Source organism: Aquimarina rubra, assembly GCF_042684305.1.
GTDB lineage: Bacteria > Bacteroidota > Bacteroidia > Flavobacteriales > Flavobacteriaceae > Aquimarina > Aquimarina rubra.
The window spans coordinates 615,206-639,604 of the sequence record NZ_JBHULE010000019.1 but is presented as its reverse complement, the minus strand read 5'-3'; the positions used below and the strand labels follow the sequence as shown (position 1 = coordinate 639,604).

At 31.9% G+C, this 24,399-nt stretch carries 21 protein-coding genes; 15 read left to right on the top strand and 6 right to left on the bottom strand.

Annotated features, from left to right (window positions below; genetic code table 11):
* Positions 1-56: 56 nt before the first annotated feature.
* Positions 57-269, bottom strand: coding sequence for a hypothetical protein (locus tag ACFSR1_RS11525; protein ID WP_378292599.1), 213 nt, complete (start codon positions 267-269; stop codon positions 57-59).
* Positions 270-411: 142 nt separating this feature from the next.
* Positions 412-2,073 carry a helix-turn-helix domain-containing protein gene (locus tag ACFSR1_RS11520; RefSeq protein ID WP_378292597.1) on the bottom strand — a complete coding sequence of 554 codons (1,662 nt, stop codon included), beginning with the start codon at positions 2,071-2,073 and terminating at the stop codon, positions 412-414.
* A 391-nt stretch (positions 2,074-2,464) separates the two neighbouring features.
* On the opposite strand from ACFSR1_RS11520, the gene ACFSR1_RS11515 reads away from it, so the two are divergent.
* The 10 genes from ACFSR1_RS11515 to ACFSR1_RS11470 all read left to right on the top strand — a co-directional run bounded on the left by ACFSR1_RS11515 (position 2,465) and on the right by ACFSR1_RS11470 (position 14,936).
* Positions 2,465-2,833 (top strand): hypothetical protein, encoded by a 369-nt coding sequence (locus tag ACFSR1_RS11515; protein WP_378292596.1) that lies wholly within the window; start codon positions 2,465-2,467, stop codon positions 2,831-2,833.
* A gap of 82 nt (positions 2,834-2,915) precedes the next feature.
* The gene (locus tag ACFSR1_RS11510) at positions 2,916-3,671 is read left to right on the top strand and encodes a GLPGLI family protein (RefSeq protein WP_378292594.1); all 756 of its coding nucleotides are present in this window, start codon (positions 2,916-2,918) and stop codon (positions 3,669-3,671) included.
* On the top strand, positions 3,661-6,330 hold the full coding sequence (locus ACFSR1_RS11505) for a carboxypeptidase-like regulatory domain-containing protein (protein ID WP_378292592.1): 2,670 nt from the start codon (positions 3,661-3,663) through the stop codon (positions 6,328-6,330). The genes ACFSR1_RS11510 and ACFSR1_RS11505 overlap by 11 nt, the downstream gene beginning before the upstream one ends.
* Positions 6,331-7,513: 1,183 nt before the next feature.
* Complete coding sequence (locus ACFSR1_RS11500; protein ID WP_378179487.1) at positions 7,514-7,714, top strand: hypothetical protein; 201 nt, start codon at positions 7,514-7,516, stop codon at positions 7,712-7,714.
* Between the two features lie 96 nt (positions 7,715-7,810).
* Positions 7,811-8,797 carry a grasp-with-spasm system ATP-grasp peptide maturase gene (gwsG, locus tag ACFSR1_RS11495; protein ID WP_378292591.1) on the top strand — a complete coding sequence of 329 codons (987 nt, stop codon included), beginning with the start codon at positions 7,811-7,813 and terminating at the stop codon, positions 8,795-8,797.
* A 3-nt stretch (positions 8,798-8,800) separates the two neighbouring features.
* Positions 8,801-9,034, top strand: coding sequence for a hypothetical protein (locus ACFSR1_RS11490; protein ID WP_378292589.1), 234 nt, complete (start codon positions 8,801-8,803; stop codon positions 9,032-9,034).
* A complete protein-coding gene (gwsS, locus tag ACFSR1_RS11485; RefSeq protein ID WP_378292587.1) occupies positions 9,027-10,037 on the top strand; it encodes a grasp-with-spasm system SPASM domain peptide maturase in 1,011 nt (336 codons plus the stop codon). The genes ACFSR1_RS11490 and gwsS overlap by 8 nt, the downstream gene beginning before the upstream one ends.
* Positions 9,973-11,253 carry an alpha/beta hydrolase-fold protein gene (locus ACFSR1_RS11480; protein WP_378292585.1) on the top strand — a complete coding sequence of 427 codons (1,281 nt, stop codon included), beginning with the start codon at positions 9,973-9,975 and terminating at the stop codon, positions 11,251-11,253. Before gwsS ends, ACFSR1_RS11480 begins: the two co-directional genes overlap by 65 nt.
* 178 nt (positions 11,254-11,431) lie before the next feature.
* On the top strand, positions 11,432-13,621 hold the full coding sequence (locus tag ACFSR1_RS11475) for a peptidase domain-containing ABC transporter (protein ID WP_378292583.1): 2,190 nt from the start codon (positions 11,432-11,434) through the stop codon (positions 13,619-13,621).
* 1 nt (position 13,622) lies between these two features.
* The gene (locus ACFSR1_RS11470; RefSeq protein WP_378292581.1) at positions 13,623-14,936 is read left to right on the top strand and encodes an HlyD family secretion protein; all 1,314 of its coding nucleotides are present in this window, start codon (positions 13,623-13,625) and stop codon (positions 14,934-14,936) included.
* 112 nt (positions 14,937-15,048) lie between these two features.
* On the opposite strand, the gene ACFSR1_RS11465 is transcribed toward ACFSR1_RS11470, so the two are convergent.
* The 3 genes from ACFSR1_RS11465 to ACFSR1_RS11455 all read right to left on the bottom strand — a co-directional run bounded on the left by ACFSR1_RS11465 (position 15,049) and on the right by ACFSR1_RS11455 (position 17,703).
* Positions 15,049-15,528 carry a regulatory protein RecX gene (locus ACFSR1_RS11465; RefSeq protein WP_378292579.1) on the bottom strand — a complete coding sequence of 160 codons (480 nt, stop codon included), beginning with the start codon at positions 15,526-15,528 and terminating at the stop codon, positions 15,049-15,051.
* Positions 15,529-15,586: 58 nt separating this feature from the next.
* Positions 15,587-17,125, bottom strand: coding sequence for an Rne/Rng family ribonuclease (locus ACFSR1_RS11460; RefSeq protein ID WP_378292577.1), 1,539 nt, complete (start codon positions 17,123-17,125; stop codon positions 15,587-15,589).
* Between the two features lie 287 nt (positions 17,126-17,412).
* Positions 17,413-17,703, bottom strand: coding sequence for an HU family DNA-binding protein (locus ACFSR1_RS11455; protein ID WP_024768281.1), 291 nt, complete (start codon positions 17,701-17,703; stop codon positions 17,413-17,415).
* A 131-nt stretch (positions 17,704-17,834) separates the two neighbouring features.
* Between ACFSR1_RS11455 and mutY the strand changes: the two genes are divergently transcribed.
* The 5 genes from mutY (at position 17,835) to ACFSR1_RS11430 (ending at position 22,272) form a co-directional block, all read left to right on the top strand.
* Positions 17,835-18,887, top strand: a complete 1,053-nt coding sequence (mutY, locus tag ACFSR1_RS11450) for an A/G-specific adenine glycosylase (RefSeq protein ID WP_378292576.1) — start codon at positions 17,835-17,837, stop codon at positions 18,885-18,887.
* A gap of 43 nt (positions 18,888-18,930) precedes the next feature.
* On the top strand, positions 18,931-19,392 hold the full coding sequence (locus tag ACFSR1_RS11445; protein WP_378292574.1) for a single-stranded DNA-binding protein: 462 nt from the start codon (positions 18,931-18,933) through the stop codon (positions 19,390-19,392).
* 24 nt (positions 19,393-19,416) lie between these two features.
* Positions 19,417-20,751, top strand: a complete 1,335-nt coding sequence (locus ACFSR1_RS11440) for a gliding motility-associated protein GldE (protein WP_378292572.1) — start codon at positions 19,417-19,419, stop codon at positions 20,749-20,751.
* Positions 20,741-21,313, top strand: coding sequence for a gliding motility lipoprotein GldD (gene gldD, locus ACFSR1_RS11435; protein WP_378292570.1), 573 nt, complete (start codon positions 20,741-20,743; stop codon positions 21,311-21,313). The genes ACFSR1_RS11440 and gldD overlap by 11 nt, the downstream gene beginning before the upstream one ends.
* Before the next feature lie 83 nt (positions 21,314-21,396).
* On the top strand, positions 21,397-22,272 hold the full coding sequence (locus ACFSR1_RS11430; RefSeq protein WP_378292568.1) for a DMT family transporter: 876 nt from the start codon (positions 21,397-21,399) through the stop codon (positions 22,270-22,272).
* Between the two features lie 52 nt (positions 22,273-22,324).
* Here the strand turns inward: ACFSR1_RS11430 and ACFSR1_RS11425 are convergent, their stop codons facing one another.
* Entirely contained in the window at positions 22,325-24,388 is a 2,064-nt protein-coding gene (locus ACFSR1_RS11425) for a M16 family metallopeptidase (protein ID WP_378292566.1), read from the bottom strand.
* Positions 24,389-24,399 lie beyond the last annotated feature (11 nt).

The following is a 24,399-nucleotide window of genomic DNA, read 5'->3' as shown; positions in this document are numbered from 1 at the left end:
AGGTTAATTAAAAAGGATTATCTTTATAATAATCCTTTTTAATTTTATCTTTTAGTTTAAGCCAAATGATGTATTCCAATTAGTTGGTCGTCAGGATCTCCTCCACCTTTATGCCAGCAATCAGGATCCAGACGATCATTAGAATATGGAGGGTCAGGAAGTATTGTTTCTCCATCATCTCCTCCACCACCTCTGATATAGCTGATTTTTTCTAGTTTGGCAATTTTTAATTTGTTTAGTGTTAATTTTTTACGACTTTCTTTTTTCATCTTATTTAAGTTTTTATGCGTGATGGTTACAAATGTAAAAGAATACTTTGGTAAAAAGTTAGTTGTAATATGAGTAACGGTCTATATTCATAAATACACAGTTTTTTAAAAAAGTAAATATTTAATAATCAACAATTTATTTTTAATTTCTTTTTTCAAGCTGTTTAATAAAACTTGAAGGTTTAATCTCTGTTTTCTTATAAAATGCCTTAGAAAATGATTCTGGATTATTAAATCCTACCTCTTCGGAAATAGCTTTTATCGAATACTTTCTAAACATTTTTTCTGTTTTTAACCGATCAATAGTATATTCTAACCTAAGATCATTAATATAACTACCAAAACTTTTTTCTTTATAGAAATTAACCATTTTAGATAGATAATTGGTATTGGTTTGGAGTTGTTTTGCCAAACTGTTTAGAGAGATTGAATTATCCAAATAGCCTTTATTAATTTCGAATTGTTTTAGACCTTCCATAATATGATCCTGAATATCTTTGGAGATAGAGAGTTGATCATTTTCTGAAGTATCCAGTTTCGGTTGTATATTTTGCGATTGTATATATTTATTAAATTTATCCCGAATAATCTTTTGTTTCTTATAGTTTGCATAGAATATAATGCCAAAAACAACTAATACTATTAAAAGACTAATCGCCCAGTATTTGTTTTTGCTTTTTAATTTATTGATAATACTGTCTCTTTCCTTAATCAATTTTGGTGTATCATACTCCTTATTTAATTTTCTACTTAGATATTCATAATTACTTTTTAAAAGACTATCTATTTGTAACAACTTTTCGATATACACCAATTGCTGTTTTTGGTTCCCTTTTTCGCGATAATTGTTGATCAATATTTCGTAGCCAATACGTAACTCTGGATGCAAATCATTTATTTCCTGATATATAGTATCTACTTTTTTTAGATAGATTTCTGATTGATTTGTATCATCTAATTGATTGTATATTTTTCCCAAGAAATGATAGCCCATTGCTTCATTGGATTTATCTGGTATTTCTCTTATATAAGGAAGTGATCTTTGTATATAATCTAAAGCTTTGTTGTAATTATTTTTATCATATTGATTAGCTCCTTCATTTAAAAGGAAATAGTTATACCACTGTTCTGATTCTTTAGATAATGCTATTTTTAATCCTTTTTCATTGTAAAAAGATGCAGAATCTAATTCTTTCAGATGTCTAAATGTATCTGCTATGGCATAGACTGAACCTAAATAATTCTTGTGATTATCAGAAACCGTTAAGTAATCATTAGAACATTGTTTAAAAATAGCTAATGCTTCATTATAATATCCCAGTCTTGTCTTAATTAATCCTATTTTAAAATTGTTTTCTATAATCAGGTTTTTATCATCTGTTTTATCTATGTAGGAGTTTGCTTTAATACAGTTATCCAAAGCTTTTTTAAAATCACGTTTATCATAATAATATTGGGATTTCATAAGATATGTTCGTAATGTAAATCCTTTTAAATTTCCTGACTTAGTATACTCGATAATACTATCAAAATATTGAATTCTGACTTCATCTGTATTTAAATACGCCAAATAATGAAACCCCCTAGCAATATTCTCTAGATCATCTTCTCTTTTTGCTTTAGCAACATAACAAGAAGCATAAAAGGCAGCTATATCTGTATTTTCTTTCTCTTCAACAATAGATGAGGCTAACTCTTTATATGTTTTATTTTGTAACGAATCCGGAATTACAAATGCTTTAGTTTGTTGACTAAATAATGACAAACAACAAAAACAGCCACTTATCAGAAGTAACTTCTTCATTAAAGAACACTTGGAAATCAATAGCTTATAGAGAGTTCTATTTATAGGGGTGGTCATATCTATTTTATCTACAACTAGTTAATGTAGGTTTATAGCTAATTGTTACCCATATCAGGGGTATATCGGGCTCGTCAAATATAATCAATTTGGTTTAAGTTATCATTAAGATATATAATTTTACAAATTATTGATTTTTAAATACTTAAAAAGAAACACCGTACACAATATTCATAAATAACAGGTAGACCATTTATGAATCTCGAGTTACTGTCCTTGCACTGCCCCTCTTTCTCGCTCTATATTTGAATTGATCAAAAAAAGTTACGTAACAAGAGGCCGATACCGAAAAGCCTTTTAAACAGAGTAGGTAAAATTATAAAGTTTTATATAAATGAAAAATTCAATTTTAATCGCATTAGCAATGGTATTATTCGCAGGAACAGTAACTGCAAATACGATGAATACCGAGAATACATATACTGTTTCAGACAACGATATCATACTAAGCATCGATTTAGGTGATATCACTAATGCTACTGCAGAAGAACTAACTGCCAGAATCAATGATTTTATTAATGAGAACCTAGCTGATTTAGATGATGAACTAACTTGTAAAGTTACGGCTACTGGGACTATTGGAGTAGGGATTGCAAGTATAGAGATTTCTGTAGAAGTAAGTGGACCTTGTTCTGAAATCAGAAATGGTGGACAAGAAATTGCAAACCAGATCTTACAAGAGATCAAAGATGCACTTAAATAAAAGCGCTGTATAAACAGGAGGTCTTTATAAAGACCTCCTGTTTACCCTTCATAATGATTCTATAATATTAAACCTGTAAACTATGTATAAATATATAATATCACTAGTTTTTATCTGTCTCGTTTGTAGTGTTAAGTCCCAAACGAATTATCAGTTTCAGATCACCTATGAAATGTCTCTTAACTTTAATAATTATGATCGGTACAAATGCAATTTGTTCTTTGACAAAGAAAAATCGTTTTTTAGCTATAGCTCCATCAATTTACAAGATTTGGATATAGAACAGGATCAAGATGATGATCAAAGTTATACTTTTAAGGTTAGCGATACATCACGTTATTTTATAAAAACTAATAAAGTATCAAAATCTATCGTTCAGCTAGAAAAAGGGTTTGGTGAAGATGATTTCTACATTGTAGAAGAAGGTTTGCCTAAAATTTCTTGGAACATCACTTCAGAAACCAAAGACATTGATTCCTACAGGTGTATTAAAGCAACTGCACAATATAGAGGCAGAGACTATATTGTTTGGTTCACGACCGATTTTCCTGGGTATTTTGGCCCTTGGAAATTTCACGGGCTACCAGGTATCATTCTAGAAGCTCACGATCTGACTCAAGAGGTACAGATTTATGCCACCAAAATTACCAAAAACAATCTCCCGGTAAACGATACTGTAGATCAGGACTATTTAAAAATTAATAGACAAGATTATCAAATCCGATTAAATAGTTTTATTGATGACTTGGGTAAAAGAATGGCTACTAAATTTGGTCGAGGGTATAGAGTACAAGTAAAAACACCAATAGTTAAGCATATCGAGATCTATGAAGATTAAATTCCTATTTCTGTTCTTTTTCTTCTGTCATTTTTATACTACTGCACAGTATAGCGTTAAGGGATCAATAAAAGATGCCGTAGATCTTTCGCCATTGATTAATATAAATGTGATCTTACAGGATACTATCTCATCTGCTCTCATCGCTTTTTCGTATACGGACAACAACGGAAATTTTGCATTAGAAACGGAACAATCAGGATTTTATAATCTTCAATTTTCTGCTCTTGGATATAAACAAAAAATAATTCCTATTACTATAGGGGAAGGAGCTTATCCCATACTAGATATTATAATGATGCCAGAGCCCTTAACATTGGGAGAGGTTGTAATAAAAACAGAACGAGCCATAATACAAAAAAAAGATACGGTGATTTTTAATGTGGCTTCTTTTATTAAAGGAAATGAACAAGTGGTAGAAGATGTCCTGAAAAATATACCGGGAATAAACATTGACTCAGAAGGAACCATCAGAGTAGGCTCCAGAGAAGTAGAAAAGGTAATGATCGAAGGTGATGATTTTTTTGAAAAAGGATACAAAATATTGACTAAAAATATGCCGGCAAACCCAATAGAGAAAGTAGAACTCCTGCAACACTACTCACACAACCGGCTTCTTAAAAACATAGAAGAAAGTGATAAAGTAGCGCTGAATCTTAAACTTAATGAGGAAGCCAAAAGAAAATGGTTTGGTAATACTGCTTTAGGATATGGATTGGCTTCAGAAAATCGGTATGAGGTACAATCTAATATTATGAATTTTGGTCAAAAGGATAAATATTATTTTTTAGGAAACTTAAATAATACTGGTTATGATGTAACTCAAGATCTTCAATACTTAATTGACCCTTCTTCCCAAAATGAATCTTCTAATATTGGAGATCATCAAAAAATTAGCCCTTTTTTTAGTTTTACAGGGGATATCCTTAATTTCAAAAAAGAGCGAACAAGTTTTAATAATGACGAGTTATTATCTATCAATACTATTTTCAATCCTACAAAAAAACTGAAAATAAAAACAATAGGGTTCCTAAATTGGTCAACTATTGATTTTTTTAGAAATAGTTCAGAAACTTTTAGTGCGAATGCCACTAATTTTACCAATACCGAAGATTTTGTTTTACAAAGTGATAAAAAACTGGGTTTTGTGAAAACTCATATAACCTATGATATCACTAAAAATAAAACACTACAATATATCTCTAGATATTCTGACAAGGATCAGTCCGACACCTCTAATTTAGACTTTAATCAAAATACGACACTCCAACACCTACAGAGTGATCGACAGTTATTGGATCAAAAAGTTATTTTTTCCAATAAATTTGGCAAAAAAGATATTCTATTATTGACTTCCAGATATATTGACGAAAAATTATCACAGGAGTATGCCGTGGATAAATTCATATTTTCTGAGTTATTTGCCAGCAGTGATAACATTGATAATATAACTCAAACGATTAAATCTAAAATGCAATTTGCTGGAATAGAAGCACATCTGTTACAACGTAAGCGAAATAATAATTTGCTAGAAGTAAAATTAGGAAATAAATATAGAAAAGATCAACTTAAAAGTGCGTTGCAACTACAAGAACAAACTTTCGTGCGATTAACTCCCGAAGAATATCAAAATGATATGGTTTATCATACTAACAATCTATATCTTGGTGCAAAGTATCGTGCAGAAATTGGGGACATCGGCTTGATGGGGAAACTAAATGTACATCAGTTATTTAACCATATAGAGACTACTTTGCTAACCAAAAAACAATCTCCATTTTTTATCAATCCATCCATAAGTTTTGATTGGCAGATTAATAAAAATAACAAAATCACATCTTTATATGCATACAATAGGACTAATGCAGATATTATTCAGGTATATAATCGGTTCTTGCTCACCGGATTTAGAACATTTTCCAGGGGTACTGGAGAGTTTAACCAATTAGATGCTTCGATCTTTAGTTTTAACTATAACCTAGGAAGTTGGGGAGATCGTTTTTTTGCAAATACTTTTATTCTCTACACTAAAAACCACGATTTTTTTTCTACCAATACATTAATCACTCAAAACTTTAATCAATCAGAAAAGGTTTTAATAAAAAACAGAGAGCAACTTACTATCAACAGTAATATAGATCGATATTTCCGACCGATTTCTTCTAATCTAAAATTAAATTTAGGATACTCAGGATCTAACTATAAAAACATTATTAATGATTCTGATCTTAGAGAAGTTACCTCCAGAAGTTATACCTATGGATTAGAATTGCGTTCTGGATTCAAAGGTTTTTTTAATTATCATGTAGGCTCTAAGTGGACAACAAATAGTATTCAAGTCCAAACTACCAATTCATTTACTGACAACCTTAGTTTTATAGATCTGTCTTTTGTATTTAATGATCGTATAGACATAGAACTTAAGGGAGAGCGTTACTTCTTTGGTAACCTGGATACTAACAATAATGTATATAATTTTCTGGATTTTGATGTCCGTTATAGTATAAAGAAAAATACCTTAATGCTTTCCCTGCACGGTAAAAATTTACTAAACACCAAAAACTTCACTAATTTTTCATTAAGTGATACTGGAAGCCTTACCACCCAATATCGCTTACTACCCAGATATATTCTATTACAATTAGAGTTTAGGTTTTAGCTCTATTATATTGATTTATATAATTCAGAATATCAATTTCTATTTTTTCATTGGGAATAACTACGATATTATGGACGTCATTATGTAGTATTATATAAATATTGAGATATTACACTTGTAATTAGCTTAACGTCTACTTTTTATTTTGATCTGATTAAAATATTTAAGTAACAAGAGGTCGAAATCGAAAAGTCTTGTGACAGAGAAGCTTTACATTATATTAATATTTACAAAATGAAAGAAATACAAAACTTGAAGACATAAAATTAGATCAATTAAATCTTGTAAAAGATACATTCTCATCCCCAAAACCACGTTAAAGACTTTTTCAATTTACCAATTTATTTTAATACTTTATTTGTGTTTTCTTAAATAGCAGAAATTACCTAAAAAAGGAACGGAGTTATTAAATCTATATATTTTATCTTCATTTAGTTTTAGCGAAACTTCTACAATCTGCTTTTTTGGTAGAATTTTCCGAAAATTCAGCAAGTATCAAATAAAGAACTATAAAATCGATCTTTCGTTCAATAATTTATAGAAGTCTTTTAAAGATGTTATTAGTTTTTTACTTTAAAGTACTAACGGTTTCGATCTAATTTTCTCTGTCTAAAAAAATACTTAACCATCTCCAAGAATATAGGTGCTATATCGGAAAAACTATTTCCAATATATTGTCTTCACCTCGTTATGATTAAATAATGTATAGGTTGGTTATGTTATGAGTTTCTAAAATAAACTCCATTATAAACTATAAACGATGAATTTCTTATCGGTGTAGTTCAATTTTTTATAAATAAATAGGCGATTTGACTTTTTCTACTTTAATCAAAGAATTATTCCAAATTTTTACAGAAAACTAAATTAAAAACTAAATATTTTTATGTAGTAAATGTATCATTTCACTCTTTTCATATAATATAGACAATCGTTGACATCGTTTTAAACCCATAGATAAGTTGTTTTTTTAAAAATCTAAAAATCAAAGTGTTAATAAAAATCAAAACACACAATATTCATAAATAACAACCCTGTTATTTATGAATATCGAGTTACTGCCGTTGCTTTGACCTCTTTTCTCAATCTATATTTGACTCGATCAAAACAGTTGCGTAACTCAAGGCCGAAACCGAAAAGCCTTTTTTAAATAGAGTAGGTACAAATCATATTAATTTTCATAAAGATGAAAAAAATAGAAAAATTCGAAGACTTAAGATTAGATGCATTGAACCTTGTAAAAGGTGCAGGAGACACATTAACTAACTCTAAAGAAACAAGAGAATCTACCTTTGATTCAGATAGTGCTTGTGGTGGATCTTGTGAGCAAGACGCTAATGGTGGCGGAGGTTTAAGTGATCAAATATCTGCTGTAGGTTTCGAATAGTAGAGGTATAGGTAGTTGAAAAGGACTCTTTTCAACTACCTACTTTTTGCCTAATTCATTATATCACATTTAAATCATTTAATAAAAATAACTACTATGGTATTAATTGTAAGTCAAAAAGCTGATCTAAGTACTTGTGAGGTCATGGACTGGGTAAGACACTTTAATCATCAATGTATTCGAATTAATGTAGACGAAGATTCATTAAAATCATTACACTTTGATATTCAGGACTTGGAAAATATGGTCCTATATTTTGAGGGCGAGACTATAAAACTTGAAGATGTTAAGGGATATTGGTATCGTAGAGGTGGAATTCCTAAATATTATCAGAAAAATGATACTCTCCCAGAATTTTTTAATACTTCCCAAATAAAATCAAAAGTGTATCAACATTTAAAATCTGAAGATCATAGTCTTAATGTATTCTTACACTACGTTTTTGAAAATGGAGAAAATAAGGTGCTTGGTAATAAAAAGACGGCTGATATTTGTAAACTAGTTCAATTGGATAAAGCGGCCAAGGCTGGGCTTAAAGTTCCTAAATCCATTGTAACTAGTGAAAAGAAATATCTAAAAAAATTTAAGGAAGCACAGGGGGAAATAATTACAAAAGGAGTACAAGAAGTTATTCTTACTCAAGACGATGATAATAGATATTTTGGTTATACAGAAGGTGTTTCAGATAAGGTCATTGATACTTTACCGGATCATTTTTTTCCGTCATTCTTTCAGGAAAAAATAGAAAAGCAATATGAGCTTAGAGTGTTCTATCTAAATGGTGTTTGCTACTCTATGGCAATTTTTTCACAGAATGATCAACAAACCGAAACAGATTTCAGGAAATATAATCGTGATAAAGAGAATAGAAGAATTCCTTATCAACTCCCAGATGATATTACGGAAAAAGTGCATACGTTAATGCAGTCTTTAAAGTTACATACAGGTTCTCTTGATTTGATTTATTCTGTGGATAATGAATATGTATATCTAGAAGTAAATCCAGTGGGACAATTTGGTATGGTCTCGGATCCTTGTAACTATCAATTAGAAAAGAAAATTGCAGAATACTTAATTAGTTAAACTATGAATGATAATGATAATATATACGAACAAGAGTTTCAGATTATAGAAGAACAGTATCTATCTAAACTCCCAGTCATGTACAATTACCTGTACAAGATGGAGCTTAACTTGGATCCAAACAAGAAGGAGGCCATTAGTGTGGATTTTTATAAGACTTCATATTACTCTCCACATAAGAACCTAAAAAAACCAATCTCTAAAATTGTCAATTTTGACCAGCTGTACAATGAATAAGAAATATTTTAAATTATTTGCCAATTGTAAATTGGTAGAAGGGTATAAAAGATCGGTCATTGTGGATACACAACGTAATGAGATTTTTCATGTTTCAAATAGCTTAATCCCTATTCTTACAAGTTTGAATGATAGCCCTATAGCCGATGTAAAGATAACATACGAATCAGATGATATACAGGAATATTTAGATTTTCTTATTGCAAATGAATTAGGGTTCTATACTGATACTCCTAACTTATTTACTGATATTGATACTAAGTGGGATTCTCCTGATCAGATTACCAATGCTATTATCGATTATAACAAAAGTTCAAATTATGATTTTAAGCACGTATTCAATACGCTTGATACAGTAAATTGTACAACAATACAAATACGGTTTTTTGATAGGATATCTTGGACATTCCTGCTGGATATATTAGATCTAATAAAAGGAAAACGTATCAGCAGCGTAGAGTTATTGTTGAAATATAATCCCGAAATTAGTTTTGAAGACTATAGATATTTAGTTCAGAATTATCTTCGGATTAAAGGTATGGTAATTCATGGTTCACCAAAAGATGTTGTAACAAGATTAGCTACGGCAAGAAATAAAGAAAAGTTTGTGTATACCGATCAGACAATTACTGATCAGACTCATTGCGGAATAATCTCAACATCGCTATTTGCTCCTACTTTACTACATCATAACGAATCATTATATTTTAATTCTTGTTTGCATCGTAAAATAGGTGTTGATGTCAATGGAAATATCAAAAATTGTCCAACATTAGAAGATAGTTATGGAAATATAAAAGAAGTATCCAGTCTTAAAGAAATTGTAGAGCTAGCAAGTTTTCAAGAATTATGGGGTGTTACTAAAAATCAGATAGATGAATGTAAGGTGTGCGAGTATCGTACAGTGTGTTCTGATTGTAGGGCACATATGAGCAAAGATGAAATTAAAACAGCAAAACCTAAAAAATGTAATTATAATCCTTATGAAGCAAAATGGTTTTAACATATTCTATTTATTGCTCCTTGTAACCGTATTTTTTACAATGAGTGCGCAGGATAGATCGGCAAACGAAATCACAATACATTCTAAGATTCTTAAAGAATTTAGAAAAATTAAGGTTTTTGATCCTAACAAGGATATCAAAAAACCTATTGTAGTGGTTTTAGATGCACAGGAGGATATTTTCTATGAACTGATCAAATCTAATCTTGTATATGGCAATTCATTTGATGATGAATTACCCCAATCATTATTGGTAGGTATCATTACAGAAAATAGGAGAAAGGACTATACCAATGAATCTTTTAGGAGATTTATATTGGAGGAATTGATCCCATATCTAGCAACTAATTATAATACTGCTGGCTATAAGGTAATGGTTTCGTTTTCATTATCAGGATCGTTTCATCTACAGTCTTTAAGAGATCCGGCCTTTAATTTTGATGGTAATATCATTTTTAGTCCTGCAGTTTCTGATCAACTGATTAATTCATATACGGATCAAGATCTACCGAGTCATATAATTAATAAACATATCTATATAAGTAGTGGTACTATTGGACAAAATGATACCTATATCAGCAAACAATTACTAAAACTAAAAGAACATCTTGGAGATCTTACATATTTTAATATTGACATTATTAAGGGGATTAACCATAATAAAACTCCAAATTTCACTATATCAAACGGTTTATACCGTGTTTTTTACCCTTGGATAAAAAGTGATATGTTACAGATGCAATCACAGCAAATCCTAAAAACACTTACATACAAGAATAAGTTAATTTCTGAAATCTATGGAGAGGAGAAAAAAATACAACCTGAAGAATATAATTTCATTGCAGAGCTATCCTTAAAAAACAATAATGCTTTAGAAGCATTGGCAATCGTAAATAAAGGATTGCTACAAGGAGAAGAGCATAAATTATTATTTACAAAGACTAAAGCTCATTATGATTTACAGCAAATCGATTCGGCTATTATTAGCTGTAAAGAGGCTCAAGATATGTTACCTAAATCAGATATAGAATTTGAGTACTTAAGTAAAATATATCGCTCTTATCTCTATTTTTTAGAAAGTAAAAAGGCTTGTAATAATGGTAATATTGATCTTTTTTATAAAAAAAGAAGACAGGCAATAGCAAAGATAGAAGAGTTAAAAAACCAATTACAGTCATTATTGGATCTATATCACACAGAATGTCAGTCTAGATAGCTATTGATAACTGATTTTAGATATAATTAATAAACTATATCCATTTATGTAAAATTGGTAGTAGTCCTAACACCCATAGGTTTCATACAAATCTATACATCAAATTTATTACTAACAGCACCATACAAATCATTAGGATAACTAATGGTTGAGGTATCTAATCATTATTTATTATACGATGGCTTTTCCTTTTTATAAACAAGCAGATTCCAAAGATTGTGGTCCTACTTGTCTTAAGATTATTTCTAAACATTATGGCAAAACTATCAATCTATCATATATACGGCAATTATCAGAAACACAACGAGACGGTAGTAGTTTAATGGGACTAAGTGGTGCAGCAGAAACAATAGGTTATAGGTCTCTGGGTATTAAAGCACCGTTAGAAAAGCTTATAGATGCTCCACTACCCTGTTTGTTACACTGGAACGAAAATCATTTTGTGGTACTGTATAAAATAAAAACAGATAATAAATTTTATATATCGGATCCAGCACATGGGTTATTGACATATACCAAGAATGAATTTCTTAAACGCTGGTCAGGTGCAAATGCAATAGACAATACCTCAGAAGGTATTGCTATGCTATTAGAACCAACACCACAATTCTATGATCAAGAATATAGTGCAAAAGACCAAAAATTAGGGTTTAGTTTTCTTTCTAAATATCTTTTTAAGTATAATAGTCTCATTGTACAGTTGATCATAGGTCTTGTTGCAGGCAGTTTGTTACAATTAGTATTTCCATTTCTTACGCAGAGTGTTGTAGATGTAGGGATCCAGAACAGAGATGTTAATTTTATATACCTCATCCTAATTTCCCAACTTTTTTTATATCTAGGTAGTACTGCGATAGGAGTTATCCGTAGTTGGATATTATTACATCTGAGCACACGTATTAATATTTCTCTGATTTCTGATTTTTTTATGAAATTGATGAGTCTACCCATCGCATTTTTTGATACGCGAATGACTGGAGACATTTTACAGCGGATCAATGATCATAAAAGGATAGAACAAATTCTTACTACATCCTCCTTAAATGTTTTATTTTCTCTTTTTAATCTTCTTATTTTCGGAATTATACTAGCATATTATAGTCTTCAGATTTTTTCAATATTCTTTAGTGGTAGTATACTATATTTTCTCTGGATTGTCATCTTCTTAAAAAAACGAGCAGATCTTGATTACAAAAAATTCTCACAAGTAAGTCAGGAACAAAGTAAGGTAATAGAACTTATTAATGGAATGCAGGAAATTAAACTCCACAACGCAGAAAAGAAAAAACGTTGGGGATGGGAATTCTTACAGGCGAGGTTATTTAAGTTATCGATAGAAGGTTTAGCCCTGGAACAATATCAAAGAGTAGGTTCTAATTTTATTAATGAATTTAAAAATATTCTAATCACTGTTTTTTCTGCCAAATTAGTTATTGATGGGGAAATCACTTTAGGGATGATGTTAGCTATCACATATATTGTAGGGCAATTAAATTCTCCTATTGCACAGCTCATTGATTTTATAAGAGAATTGCAGGATGCCAGGATATCTCTGGATCGTCTTGGAGAAATACATACTAAAGAAAATGAAGAATCGGATCTACAACAAAAGGTCTATGAGATCTCTGAAAATGTGGATTTCTCTTTGCGGGATGTATCTTTCAGATATACTGGGTCAGAAGCCCCTGTTTTAGAAAATCTTAACCTTACTATTCCTGCAAATAAAGTTACCGCAATAGTTGGGGTAAGTGGTAGTGGTAAAACTACTCTAATGAAACTATTATTAAAATTCTATGAGCCAAATAATGGTATGATTAAGATTGGAAGCACTGACTTAAAAAGTGTGTCTCAACGATATTGGAGATCTAATTGTGGAGCAGTAATGCAGGAAGGCTATATCTTTAATGATACTATCGCTAACAACATCGGGGTTGGTGAAGATTATATCGATAAAAAGAAACTAATCCATGCAGTAGATGTTGCCAATATTAAAGAATTTATAGAATCCCTACCATTATCCTACAATACCAAGATAGGTTCTGAAGGAGCCGGACTTAGCACAGGTCAGAAACAACGTTTGCTAATCGCTAGAGCGGTATATAAAAACCCTAAATTTTTATTTTTTGATGAAGCTACCAGTGCTCTAGATGCCAATAATGAAAAAGTGATTATGGAAAAATTAGATTGCTTTTTTCAAAACAGAACGGTCGTAGTAGTAGCTCATCGATTGAGTACTGTAAAAAATGCGCATCAGATTGTTGTTTTGGACCAAGGTAAAGTAGTAGAAATAGGAAATCATCAGAAACTCATTGAGCAAAAAGGGAATTATTACAATCTAGTCAAAAACCAATTAGAATTAGGAAAATAATATGGAGCAACAAATAGAACAAATACAGTTAAGAAGTGAAGAAGTACAAGAAGTATTATCACAAATTCCCAATTGGATGGTGCGTTGGGGGAGTTTATTGTTTTTAATTTTAATTATGATGCTTCTCTTCCTATCATACTTTATAAAATATCCCGATATAATTGTCTCAGAAAGTATTATTACCACAGAGATTCCTCCAGAAAAAGTACATGCCAAGATTAATGAAAAAATAGAAGTTATATTGGTAAATGACGGGCAATATGTAAAAGATCAGACTCCGTTAGCTATATTGGAAAACAGTGCGAATTATAAAGATGTTTTACTCTTAAAGTCTATAATTGATACTATTAAACTTAACAACACATTTTTTGATTTTCCGTTTAGAGATCTTCCAATGTTATTTTTAGGTGATGTTGCTGAAAATTTTGCCTTGTTTGAAAATAGTTATTCTGCCTATGCCTTACATAAAAAATTACAACCTTTTTCTAATGAGGCGATGGCTAATCAATTATCATTATCAGAACAAAAACGAAGATTACAGAGCTCTTTATCTCAAAAGAGGATTAGCTATAAAGAATTAGTGTTGCAAAGAAAAAATCTAGAGCGTCAGCAAATTTTATTCAATAAAGGAGTAATTTCTGAACAGGAATATGAAAATGAAAAATTAGAGATATTACAGGCAGAAAGGAATTATGCTAATATGGATATTACCATATCTCAAATCCGCGAAACCATTAGCACAATGAATAAAACCTATAAAGGAACACAAATTGATAAGACCAAAGAAGATGTTAAGCTGTTTAAAAACGTGATACAATCATTTAATCAACTTAAAAAATCTATAAAAAACTGGGAATTGCAATACGTGTTAAAATCAAATTCTTCAGGTATAGTTGCATTTATGAATTATTGGAGTTCTCATCAAAGTGTGTCAGCAGAAGAAGTAATATTTACTATTATCCCTTCGCAAAATAATGGATATATTGGTAAGTTGGAAGCTCCATCTCAGAACTCTGGTAAAATCAAGATTGGACAAAAAGTACATTTTAAACTAGACAATTATCCTAGTGCTGAATTTGGCGTATTAGAAGGTACAATAAAAAAAATATCTGCATTACCTAATAAAGAAGGATTATATCTAATCGATGTTACATTACCCAATAAATTGATTACGAGTTATAAAAAAGAAATTGATTTTAAACAGGAGATGACAAGCGCTGCAGAGATTGTCACGGAAGATTTAAGACTTATCGAACGCTTTTTCTATCAACTTAGAAAAATAATGGATTCCCGTGGAGAAGATCAAAATAGTTGATTTTTTAGATAGGGTACTTCTAGAATTATTCAATGCAGACTTTTTGAGGAATAAGGTAGTCAAATTGATAATGCTGTTGAAGTGTTGAACGCTACTGATTATTACGTGAGAGTTATTCTGATAAATCTCTAGCCTTCTCAAAAACCAATTGGTTTTCCCAGCCTCGGTATAATAGATAATCAATTAGTTTTTTTCTTTTCTTTTGTATATCTTTTTCGATAATAGCGTCAAACTTTTTTTCTGCCAGTTCGTGAAATGTTTTTAAATATTCATCTTTAGGGATTTCTTTTAGAGCGGTCTTAATACAATATTCGGATATTTGTCGAAATTTTAATTCTCTAACAATTCGTTGTTTCCCCCATTTCTTAATCCTGAATTTTCCACGGGCAAAGCTTTTAGCATAACGTTCTTCATTAAGAAAGTTATGTTCCAAAAGATGTAGTATTATCTTTTCTTTTGCCTCAGGAATTAGTCTCATAGTGTTCAATTTATTACTAATATCCTTATGGCAACGTTCCTGATAGGCACAATAATGCTCCATTTTTTTTATAGCCTCGGTAACAGTTATGGATTGTGGTCTTTTTTGATACATAAACGCAAATATAGCAAACCAAAAAACCCAGCCTACATCCGTAAGCTGGGTTTCATTATTATTGTATCATTTCTCCATTCTTGTCGTGGAAATGATATTCTAAATACGTGTAAGCGTCTCTAGGTATTATTTTGACCCATCTTTTATGGTCTATAAACCATTTAGATCGGGTGGATGGAAATCCTTTAGTTAAAAAAGCTGCAATAAAAGGATGCGCGCTAAGCGTTAACTTTTTATGATCTTTTTTAATTAATTTTTCTAAATCAACCTTTATTTTATCTACTAAAACTATGGGCGCCTCAATTTCGCCATTTCCTCCGTTCGGGTTTTCCTCGCGGGTTTTGATATTCATTTCAGGTCGTACACGCTGTCGCGTTATTTGAATCAGGCCAAACTTACTTGGCGGTAAAATTTTGTGCTTCGCCCTGTCGTCTTTCATCTCTTCGCGTAAGTGATTGAAGAGTGTTCTACGGTTATCAGCATTATTCATATCGATAAAATCGACTACGATAATACCTCCCATATCCCTAAGACGCAGTTGGCGGGCTACTTCGGATGCACTGATTAGGTTGACTTCTAGTGCAGTGTCTTCTTGGTTTTTGGCTTTGTTGGATCGGTTTCCACTGTTTACATCAATGACATGCATTGCTTCAGTGTGTTCGATTACAAGATAGGCTCCCTTACTCATGGATACCGTTTTACCAAAACTTGTTTTGATTTGTCGTTCGATACCGTATTTTTCAAAAATTGGTACGTTTGACGTGTGTAATTTTACGATTGATTCTTTTTTTGGTGCAATTTCTTGCAGATAATCTTTGATTTGGTTGCAGAGATCTTGTTCATCTACAACGATCGAAGTGAAACTGTCATTAAAAACGTCTCTTAAAATAGAGGACGCTCTATTCATTTCACCTAAAATTTTTGATGGGTGGTGGGCTTTGTATAATTTTTTACACATAGACTCCCAGCGGTCCACCAGGTTTTGCAAATCTCTGTCTAGTTCTGCTACTTTTTTGCCTTCTGCTACCGTACGAACAATAATTCCAAAACCTTTTGGCTTGATACTTTTTACCAGTCTTTTTAGACGTTCTTTTTCTTCAGAGGATTCTATTTTTTGAGAAATAGACACTCTGTTAGAAAAAGGTACCAATACAATATATCTACCGGCAATCGAAAGCTCTGAGCTTATTCGAGGGCCTTTTGTAGAAATAGGTTCTTTTACTATTTGTACCAATAACGATTGATTTGATTTTAACACATCTGTAATAACTCCGTGTTTATCAATATCGTTCTCAAAAGGAAAATCCTTAAGAGAGTAATCTTTTAATTTACCTGTGCTTACACGTTTGATGAATTTAAGTAAAGAAGATACTTGAGGACCTAGGTCGTGATAATGCAGGAATGCATCTTTCTCATAGCCTACATTAACAAATGCGGCATTAAGACCTGGGACAGCTTTGCGGATTTTAGCAATAAAAATATCGCCTACAGCAAAATTACTGTCGTCTTCTTCCTTATGTAATTCAACTAGTTTTCCATCTTTTAATAAGGCAAAATCAGTAGAGGAACCAGATCTAATGATCAATTCTTTGTTCACTCTGATTAGATTTTTATCCACCTCGATATGTTCGAGACAGATGGATTAAACAAATTTTATTCACAGGAATTTTAATAATTCCGTTGAAACAAAGTCTTATAAAGGTAGTGATATAAGATACTCTATTTCGATTTCAAAGAACATTCTTAAATAGAAAAAGTAGTTAGAAAACTACTTTTTCTTGTGGCGATTAGCTCTTCTTCTCTTTTTACGCTTGTGCGTAGCTACCTTGTGTCTTTTACGTTTTTTACCACTTGGCATAGTGCGATCTATTTATTGATTATTAATTACTTAACTTCTACGTTAGTTTTTACACCTTCCACAAATACTTTTGCCGGCTTAAAAGCTGGGATATTATGTGCAGGTATTTTGATTGTAGTGTTTTTAGAAATGTTACGACCTGTTTTTTCAGCTCTTGTCTTGATGATGAAGCTACCAAAACCTCTTAGGTATACGTTATCTCCGCTCTCTAAAGAACTTTTTACTTCTTCCATAAAGGTTTCTACAGTTGCCTGAACATCTCCTTTTTCAATTCCTAGTTTTTCTGAAATTTTTGCTACAATATCTGCTTTAGTCATTATATTACCTATTTAGGGGTTTTTAAATTTTCAAGGGGGCAAATATAGCAATTTAAAATCCAAAATATCAATACTTAAGATGAAATTATCATCTTTTAAAGGTTTAATTTTACAAAACTTAAGATTTTCTTATGATTTTTCCTAAAAAACTCATTACGTGGTACTTACAAAACAAAAGATCGATGCCGTGGAGAGAAACGACCGATCCATACCGCATTTGGTTGAGCGAAATTATACTTCAGCAGACCAGAGTTGCGCAAGGATTACCTTATTATTTGTCATTTATTGATCACTATCCGACCGTTTTTGATTTAGCAAATGCAAAAGAAGAAGAAGTATTAAAATTATGGCAGGGATTGGGTTATTATTCCAGGGCCAGAAATCTACATACCACAGCAAAGTATATTGCCAATAATCTCGAAGGTGTTTTTCCTACTACCTATAAGGATTTATTGCAGCTAAAAGGAGTTGGTGATTATACGGCTAGCGCTATAGCTTCTATATGTTATAATGAAGTAGTGCCTGTAGTGGACGGTAATGTATACCGCGTTTTGTCCAGATACTTTAATGTGGATACTCCTATTAATAGTACACAAGGAATCAAAGAGTTTAAAAAACTTGCATGGGAGATGATTGATCCAGAACAACCTGCCACGTTTAACCAGGCGATTATGGAATTTGGCGCGCTGCAATGTAAACCACAAAGTCCATATTGTATTGTTTGTCCGCTCAATGATAGTTGTGAGGCGTTAAAAAAAGGCACAGTTGCTTCTTTACCCATAAAGCTTAAAAAGTTAAAAGTAAAAAAACGATATTTTAATTACTTGATATTTTCTGTAAAGGACCAACAAACAATTATCAAACAAAGAAAGGGTAAAGGAATCTGGCAGAATTTATATGAGTTTCCTCTAATAGAAACCGAAAAAGAAGTAGGTCTTGATTATATTAAGGACAATGATGTTTTTAAAAGTTTATTGAATAACGTAGATTATGACATCATTTTGCACGAAACAGAGTTTAAAATTCATAAGCTATCTCATCAACATCTGTACACTCGTTTTTATATAATAAAAACAGAAGAACCTCCCAAAATTAATGGTGAATCAAATATTGTGGGAATAGAAAAAATTCGTGAATATCCGGTTCCTATATTAATAGGTAATTTTATAGATAGCTTTTTTTAGGTATGATGCTTTTTTATTACATTTACTATAAATAATAAAGAGTATGTCTGGAACGTTGAATAAAGTAATGCTTATTGGCCATACAGGTGATGAAGTGAAGATGCATTATTTTGAAGGAGGAAATTGCATCGGTAGATTTCCGCTGGCAACTAATGATTCTTATGTAAATAAAAGCACTGGAGAAAGAGTGACTTCTACAGAATGGCACAATATTGTGGTGCGCAATAAAGCAGCCGAAATCTGCGAAAAATATCTGAAAAAAGGAGATAAAGTATATATTGAAGGTCGTCTTAAAACCAGAAAGTGGCAAGATGAGCAAGGAAAAGATCGATATAGCACAGAGATACAGTGTACTGATTTTACCTTTTTGACTCCAAAAACTGAAGGTCAGCAAGCAGAAATTGTTGCGGACAAACAACCGGTATCAAATAAGCCAATGGTTGATAATCCTCAGTCGATTTCATCTTCGCCTACAGAAATGGAAGAAGATGATCTTCCGTTTTAATATGTTTAACTAAACAGCTATAATTTGGACCCTGATCCCGAACCGTTATTTATTTTATTAGTTGCTTTTGAACCCTTACAGGCAGTTAATTTTATTGTTCTTATTCTGCTACTGGTTTGTTCTGCCTTAATATCCGGTAGCGAAGTCTCTTTGTTTTCGCTTACTTCATCAGACCTAAAAACAGACGGAGAGGATCCAACTATCAACCAAAAAATAATTTCTAAATTACTAAGTAGGCCAAAAAAGTTGCTGGCAACCATCCTGGTGGCAAATAACTTCATCAATATTGCCATTGTTTTGCTTTTTGATACATTGGGAGAAATCTATTTTAAAGGATTAGATCATTTAGTTTTTCCTGGTTTAGAATGGTTAAGTATTAGATTTGTTACTGAAGTAGGTGTAGTAGCATTTCTTATTTTACTTTTTGGAGAAATATTACCGAAGATTTATGCCAGTCGTAATAAAGTTAAGTTTGCCAATTTTATGGCAAGACCGCTGGGTATACTGGACTGGATCATTACTCCCATTAGCCTACCCATGCGAAGCATTACTTTACTGATTCATAATAAGCTAGGTAAACAAAAATCAAACATTAGTGTGGATCAATTATCTCAAGCACTTGAGTTAACATCTGATCACGATACCACTTCTGAAGAGAAAAAAATATTAGAAGGGATTGTCTCTTTTGGAAATACCGATACCAAACAGGTGATGAAACCAAGAATTGATATTTTTGCACTGAGTCGAGATCTGAAATATATAGAGGTAATTCCGGAAATTATAGAGAATGGATATTCTCGTATTCCTGTATATGAAGATAGTATAGATAAAGTAATAGGAATCCTTTATGTAAAAGATTTGTTACCATATATTAATCATAAAGATTTTAATTGGGTTGATCTTGTTAGGGAGCCCTATTTTGTTCCAGAAAACAAGAAGTTGGATGATTTATTGAATGATTTTAAAGACAAAAAAAATCACCTAGCTATTGTTGTGGATGAATATGGAGGTACTAGTGGCCTGATTTCATTAGAAGATATTATCGAAGAAATTGTTGGGGATATTAGTGATGAGTTTGATGATGAAGATTTAGTGTTCTCAAAGCTGGACGATAATAACTATATTTTTGAAGGAAGAACTTCGTTAAAAGATTTTTACAAGGTTCTAAAACTTGAAGATAATACTGGTTTTGAGAATAAAAAAGGAGATGCAGAAACCATTGCGGGATTATTGTTAGAGATCTCCGGTAGTTTTCCAAAAAGAGGAGATATCATTACATTAGAACAATATGCTTTTACAATTGAGTCTTTGGATAATAAGCGTATAAAAAGAGTAAAATTAACAATTAATGAGGAGTAGACTGAGTAAATTTTTAGCAGCGATCGTTGTGTGTGTTTTATCTTCTTGTGGAGGCGAAACGTTGCCTAAGCCTAAAGGAATGTTAAGATTGGCTTATCCTGCTCCAAAGTATGAGCAGGCCTTGTTAGATTGCTCCTATACTTTTGAAAAGAACAAGATCGCCAATTTTGAAAAAGCTAAAAACAACAGGAGGTGCTGGTATAATATTGATTATCCTAAGTTGAATGCTACCGTATATATTTCTTACTACGATGTCAATAACAATTTAGACTCTTTGTTAAGAGATGCACAAAACCTTACCCAAGAACATTTTATCAAAGCTGATGCTATACAGCCAAAGGACTTTATGTACCCGGAGAAAAAAGTATATGGTAGAATATACGAAGTGACCGGAAATGCAGCTTCTTCCTGTCAGTTTTATGTAACAGATAGCGTCAATAATTTTGTATCTGGTTCTGTTTATTTTAAAGTAAAACCGAACTATGATTCTATTCTTCCGGCAGCAAAATATTTACGAAATGATATTATTCATTTTATGGAAACGGTTCAGTGGAAAGAATAACGCTAAACGTTCGTTAATTTTTCTACATACTACGTAACTACTTTCATAATTTTAGTGATTTTTGCAGCTTATTCAAGAAGCCAATGCAAAACGCCAGATTAAAATGGATCTATTTAGCAGTCTTATCACTTGTTTGGGGTAGTTCGTTTATACTGATTAAAAAATCATTGATAGGACTTACACCAATGCAATTAGGAGCGCTACGAACATTGTTTGCAGCTGCTTTTTTGTTTCTGATAGGTTTTAGAAGTATGAGAACTATCAAGAAAAAAGAATGGAAATGGATTATTATTTCTGGTTTTTTGGGCACATTTGTTCCGGCATTCTTGTTCGCTTTTGCAGAAACCGAAATTGATAGTGGGATCGCTTCGGTTCTTAATTCTACAACGCCATTAATGACTTTGATTTTAGGTGCTCTAGTCTTTTCTATTCGCTTTAGCAGAAACCAATTAATAGGAGTCATTGTTGGGTTGATTGGTTGTCTTGCATTGATATGGGAAGGTGCTTCGGTTAATCCAAACCAAAATTATTGGTATGCTACTTTAGTGCTTTGTGCTTCTGTTTGCTATGCAACGAATGTAAATATTATAAAACGGTACATGCAGCAAATTTCTCCAATGGCAATTGCTAATGGTAACTTTATAGTTCTTGTCATTCCTTCTCTTATCGTTTTGTACTACGCTGATTTTTTTAATAAAAGTGTTATCACAAATCCAGAGATGCACACAAGTTTGATATACATTTCGATTCTTGCAATCGTTGGAACCGGTATTGCCAAAGTATTGTTCAATAAATTGGTACAAATCAGTAGCCCTGTTTTTGCTACTTCGGTTACCTATACAATACCGATAGTAGCTTTGATGTGGGGGTTGTTGGATGGCGAAGAGTTTTCTCTTTATCAGGTGCTTGCTGCCGGGATTATTATTTTGGGAGTTTATATTGCAAACCGAAAAAAATAAAGGTCCGATCTTAAGAACGAACCTTTATCATATTATTTAACAGCGATAGATTTTATTTGAAATCTTCATCACTCACTCCTTCGTTTATTTTAATTTCAGAAACATTGAAATCAAACTTTTGAGGACCTGCAGATATAGAGATGGTATGAGGAAACATGATTCCGTTTGCTTCTTTATAATTGCTATAAGCCACTGTAGAAGATACTTTTTGACCTCCTTGTTCCTGTATAACAACGTCTTTTACTTTTAATCCTGTTTCAGTATCAAAGAAAGAAGTTCTTTTTTCGCTCATTTTAAGTTTGTAAGCTTTTCCTCCCTCATAAGGTTCAATACCTTCTAGTTTGGCATCCTTATTATTAAGTCCAGAGAATGGATAGATTTCCTTCTTTGCATCGGTAATCTGGGCTTCGGTGTAGTCTATTTTTTGACCTTGAGCCATTACATATCCTTTAGTTCCATCAAATACATTTTTGTTTACAGAATTACCTCCAAATAATATATTTGTAAGTGATTGGTTTTTTGAGGTAACCTTCGTAATCATTTGAAGTGTCGCTCCACCCATAGAAGCCTCTGCCGTGGTAAAAGTTGATTGTACAGCTTCTAATTTATCTTTGCCTCCAATTGCTTTAAAATAAGTATCTAAAACTGATTGAGCAGTTACTCCTTCAGGTGTAGCAGCATTATAATCGGGCTTTTCTGTTTTGTTTCCGTATTTGTCAAAATATAAAACTGGTACTTTTTTGTTGTTAAAAGTTACTTTTTCAAGATTTTCTATGACATCACTTCCTTTACCGGTAACAACAATACGAGCATTACTTGAGCTAAAGTATTTTTTTGCTGCTTTTTGAACGTCTTCTACAGTAATAGCGTTTATTCGTTCTATATAGGTTTTGTAGAAATCCTTAGATAAACCTTCTGTTTCAATATTTAGAGCATATCGTGCAATAGTTTCTGGTTTTTCTAATGCAAGTACAAAATTACCGAGGTATTTTGCTTTAGTGTTCTTCAATTCTTCTGCAGAAACAGGTTTTTTAGTTATAAGGTCTATTTCTTTCAACATTTCGACAACAGAGCTATCTGTAACAACGTTACGAACACTTGCTGTTGCTCTAAATGTTGACGGAGCATATTTGTCATTTCCAATTCTGGAATAAGAGCCATAAGTATAGCCTTTGTCTTCACGAAGATTTAAGAAAAGACGCGCTTCTCCACCACCACCTAAAATTTGGTTAGCAACAAGTGCAGAAAAATAATCCGGATCGCTCATTTTAAGGTCAACTAGATTTTGAACAGCAATTTCAGATTGTACTGCATTAGGAACATCTACAAAGTTAATCTGCGTGTATTGCGCATTTGATGGTTTCGTATAACCAACAGATATTGAAGTCTTTTTTGTCCAAGGACTAAAATTTTTCTTAACTAATTTTTGTACTTCTTCAAATTTAACATCTCCTATTACAATTAAATACGAATTAGCAGAAGTGAAATAATCCGAATAAAATTTTTCTACGTCAGCAAGAGTTACATTGTTTACGGTTTCTTCTGTAGCAAATTCTCCGTAAGGATGTTTTACTCCATATGCTAAAGCATTTTGTACTCTACTAGCGATAGAAGCAACATCTTTTTCCTGAGATTTTAATCCTGTAATTAGTTTTGCTTTTTCTTTTTCGAATTCTTCTTGAGTAAAATTAGGATTAATTGCTGCATCCGCCATTAATTCCAAAATTCTCGGAAAATATTTAGAAAGTGAAGAAGCAAAAGCGCTTTGAGATCCAAAATTCATGCTAGCTCCTAAAAAATCCACTTCTTCATTAAAGTCGTCTTTGGAAATTGATTTAGAACCATTACCAAGCAAGCTAGAAGTAAGACTAGATACTCCTGCTTTTTCTCCTTCTCTGATAGGAGAATTGTCAATTTGTAATTGGATACTAACTCTTGGTAATTTGTGATTTTCAACTACCAGTACCTTTAGTCCATTACTTAACTCGAAACGTTGCGCTTCTTTTAAATTTATTTCTGGAGAAGGTCCCGGTTGTGGCATTTTACTCCTATCTACTTGTGCTTGTAGGTTTATGACCATAAAAGCCAAAACCAATGTTATAAGTACTTTTTTCATGTTTTAATATT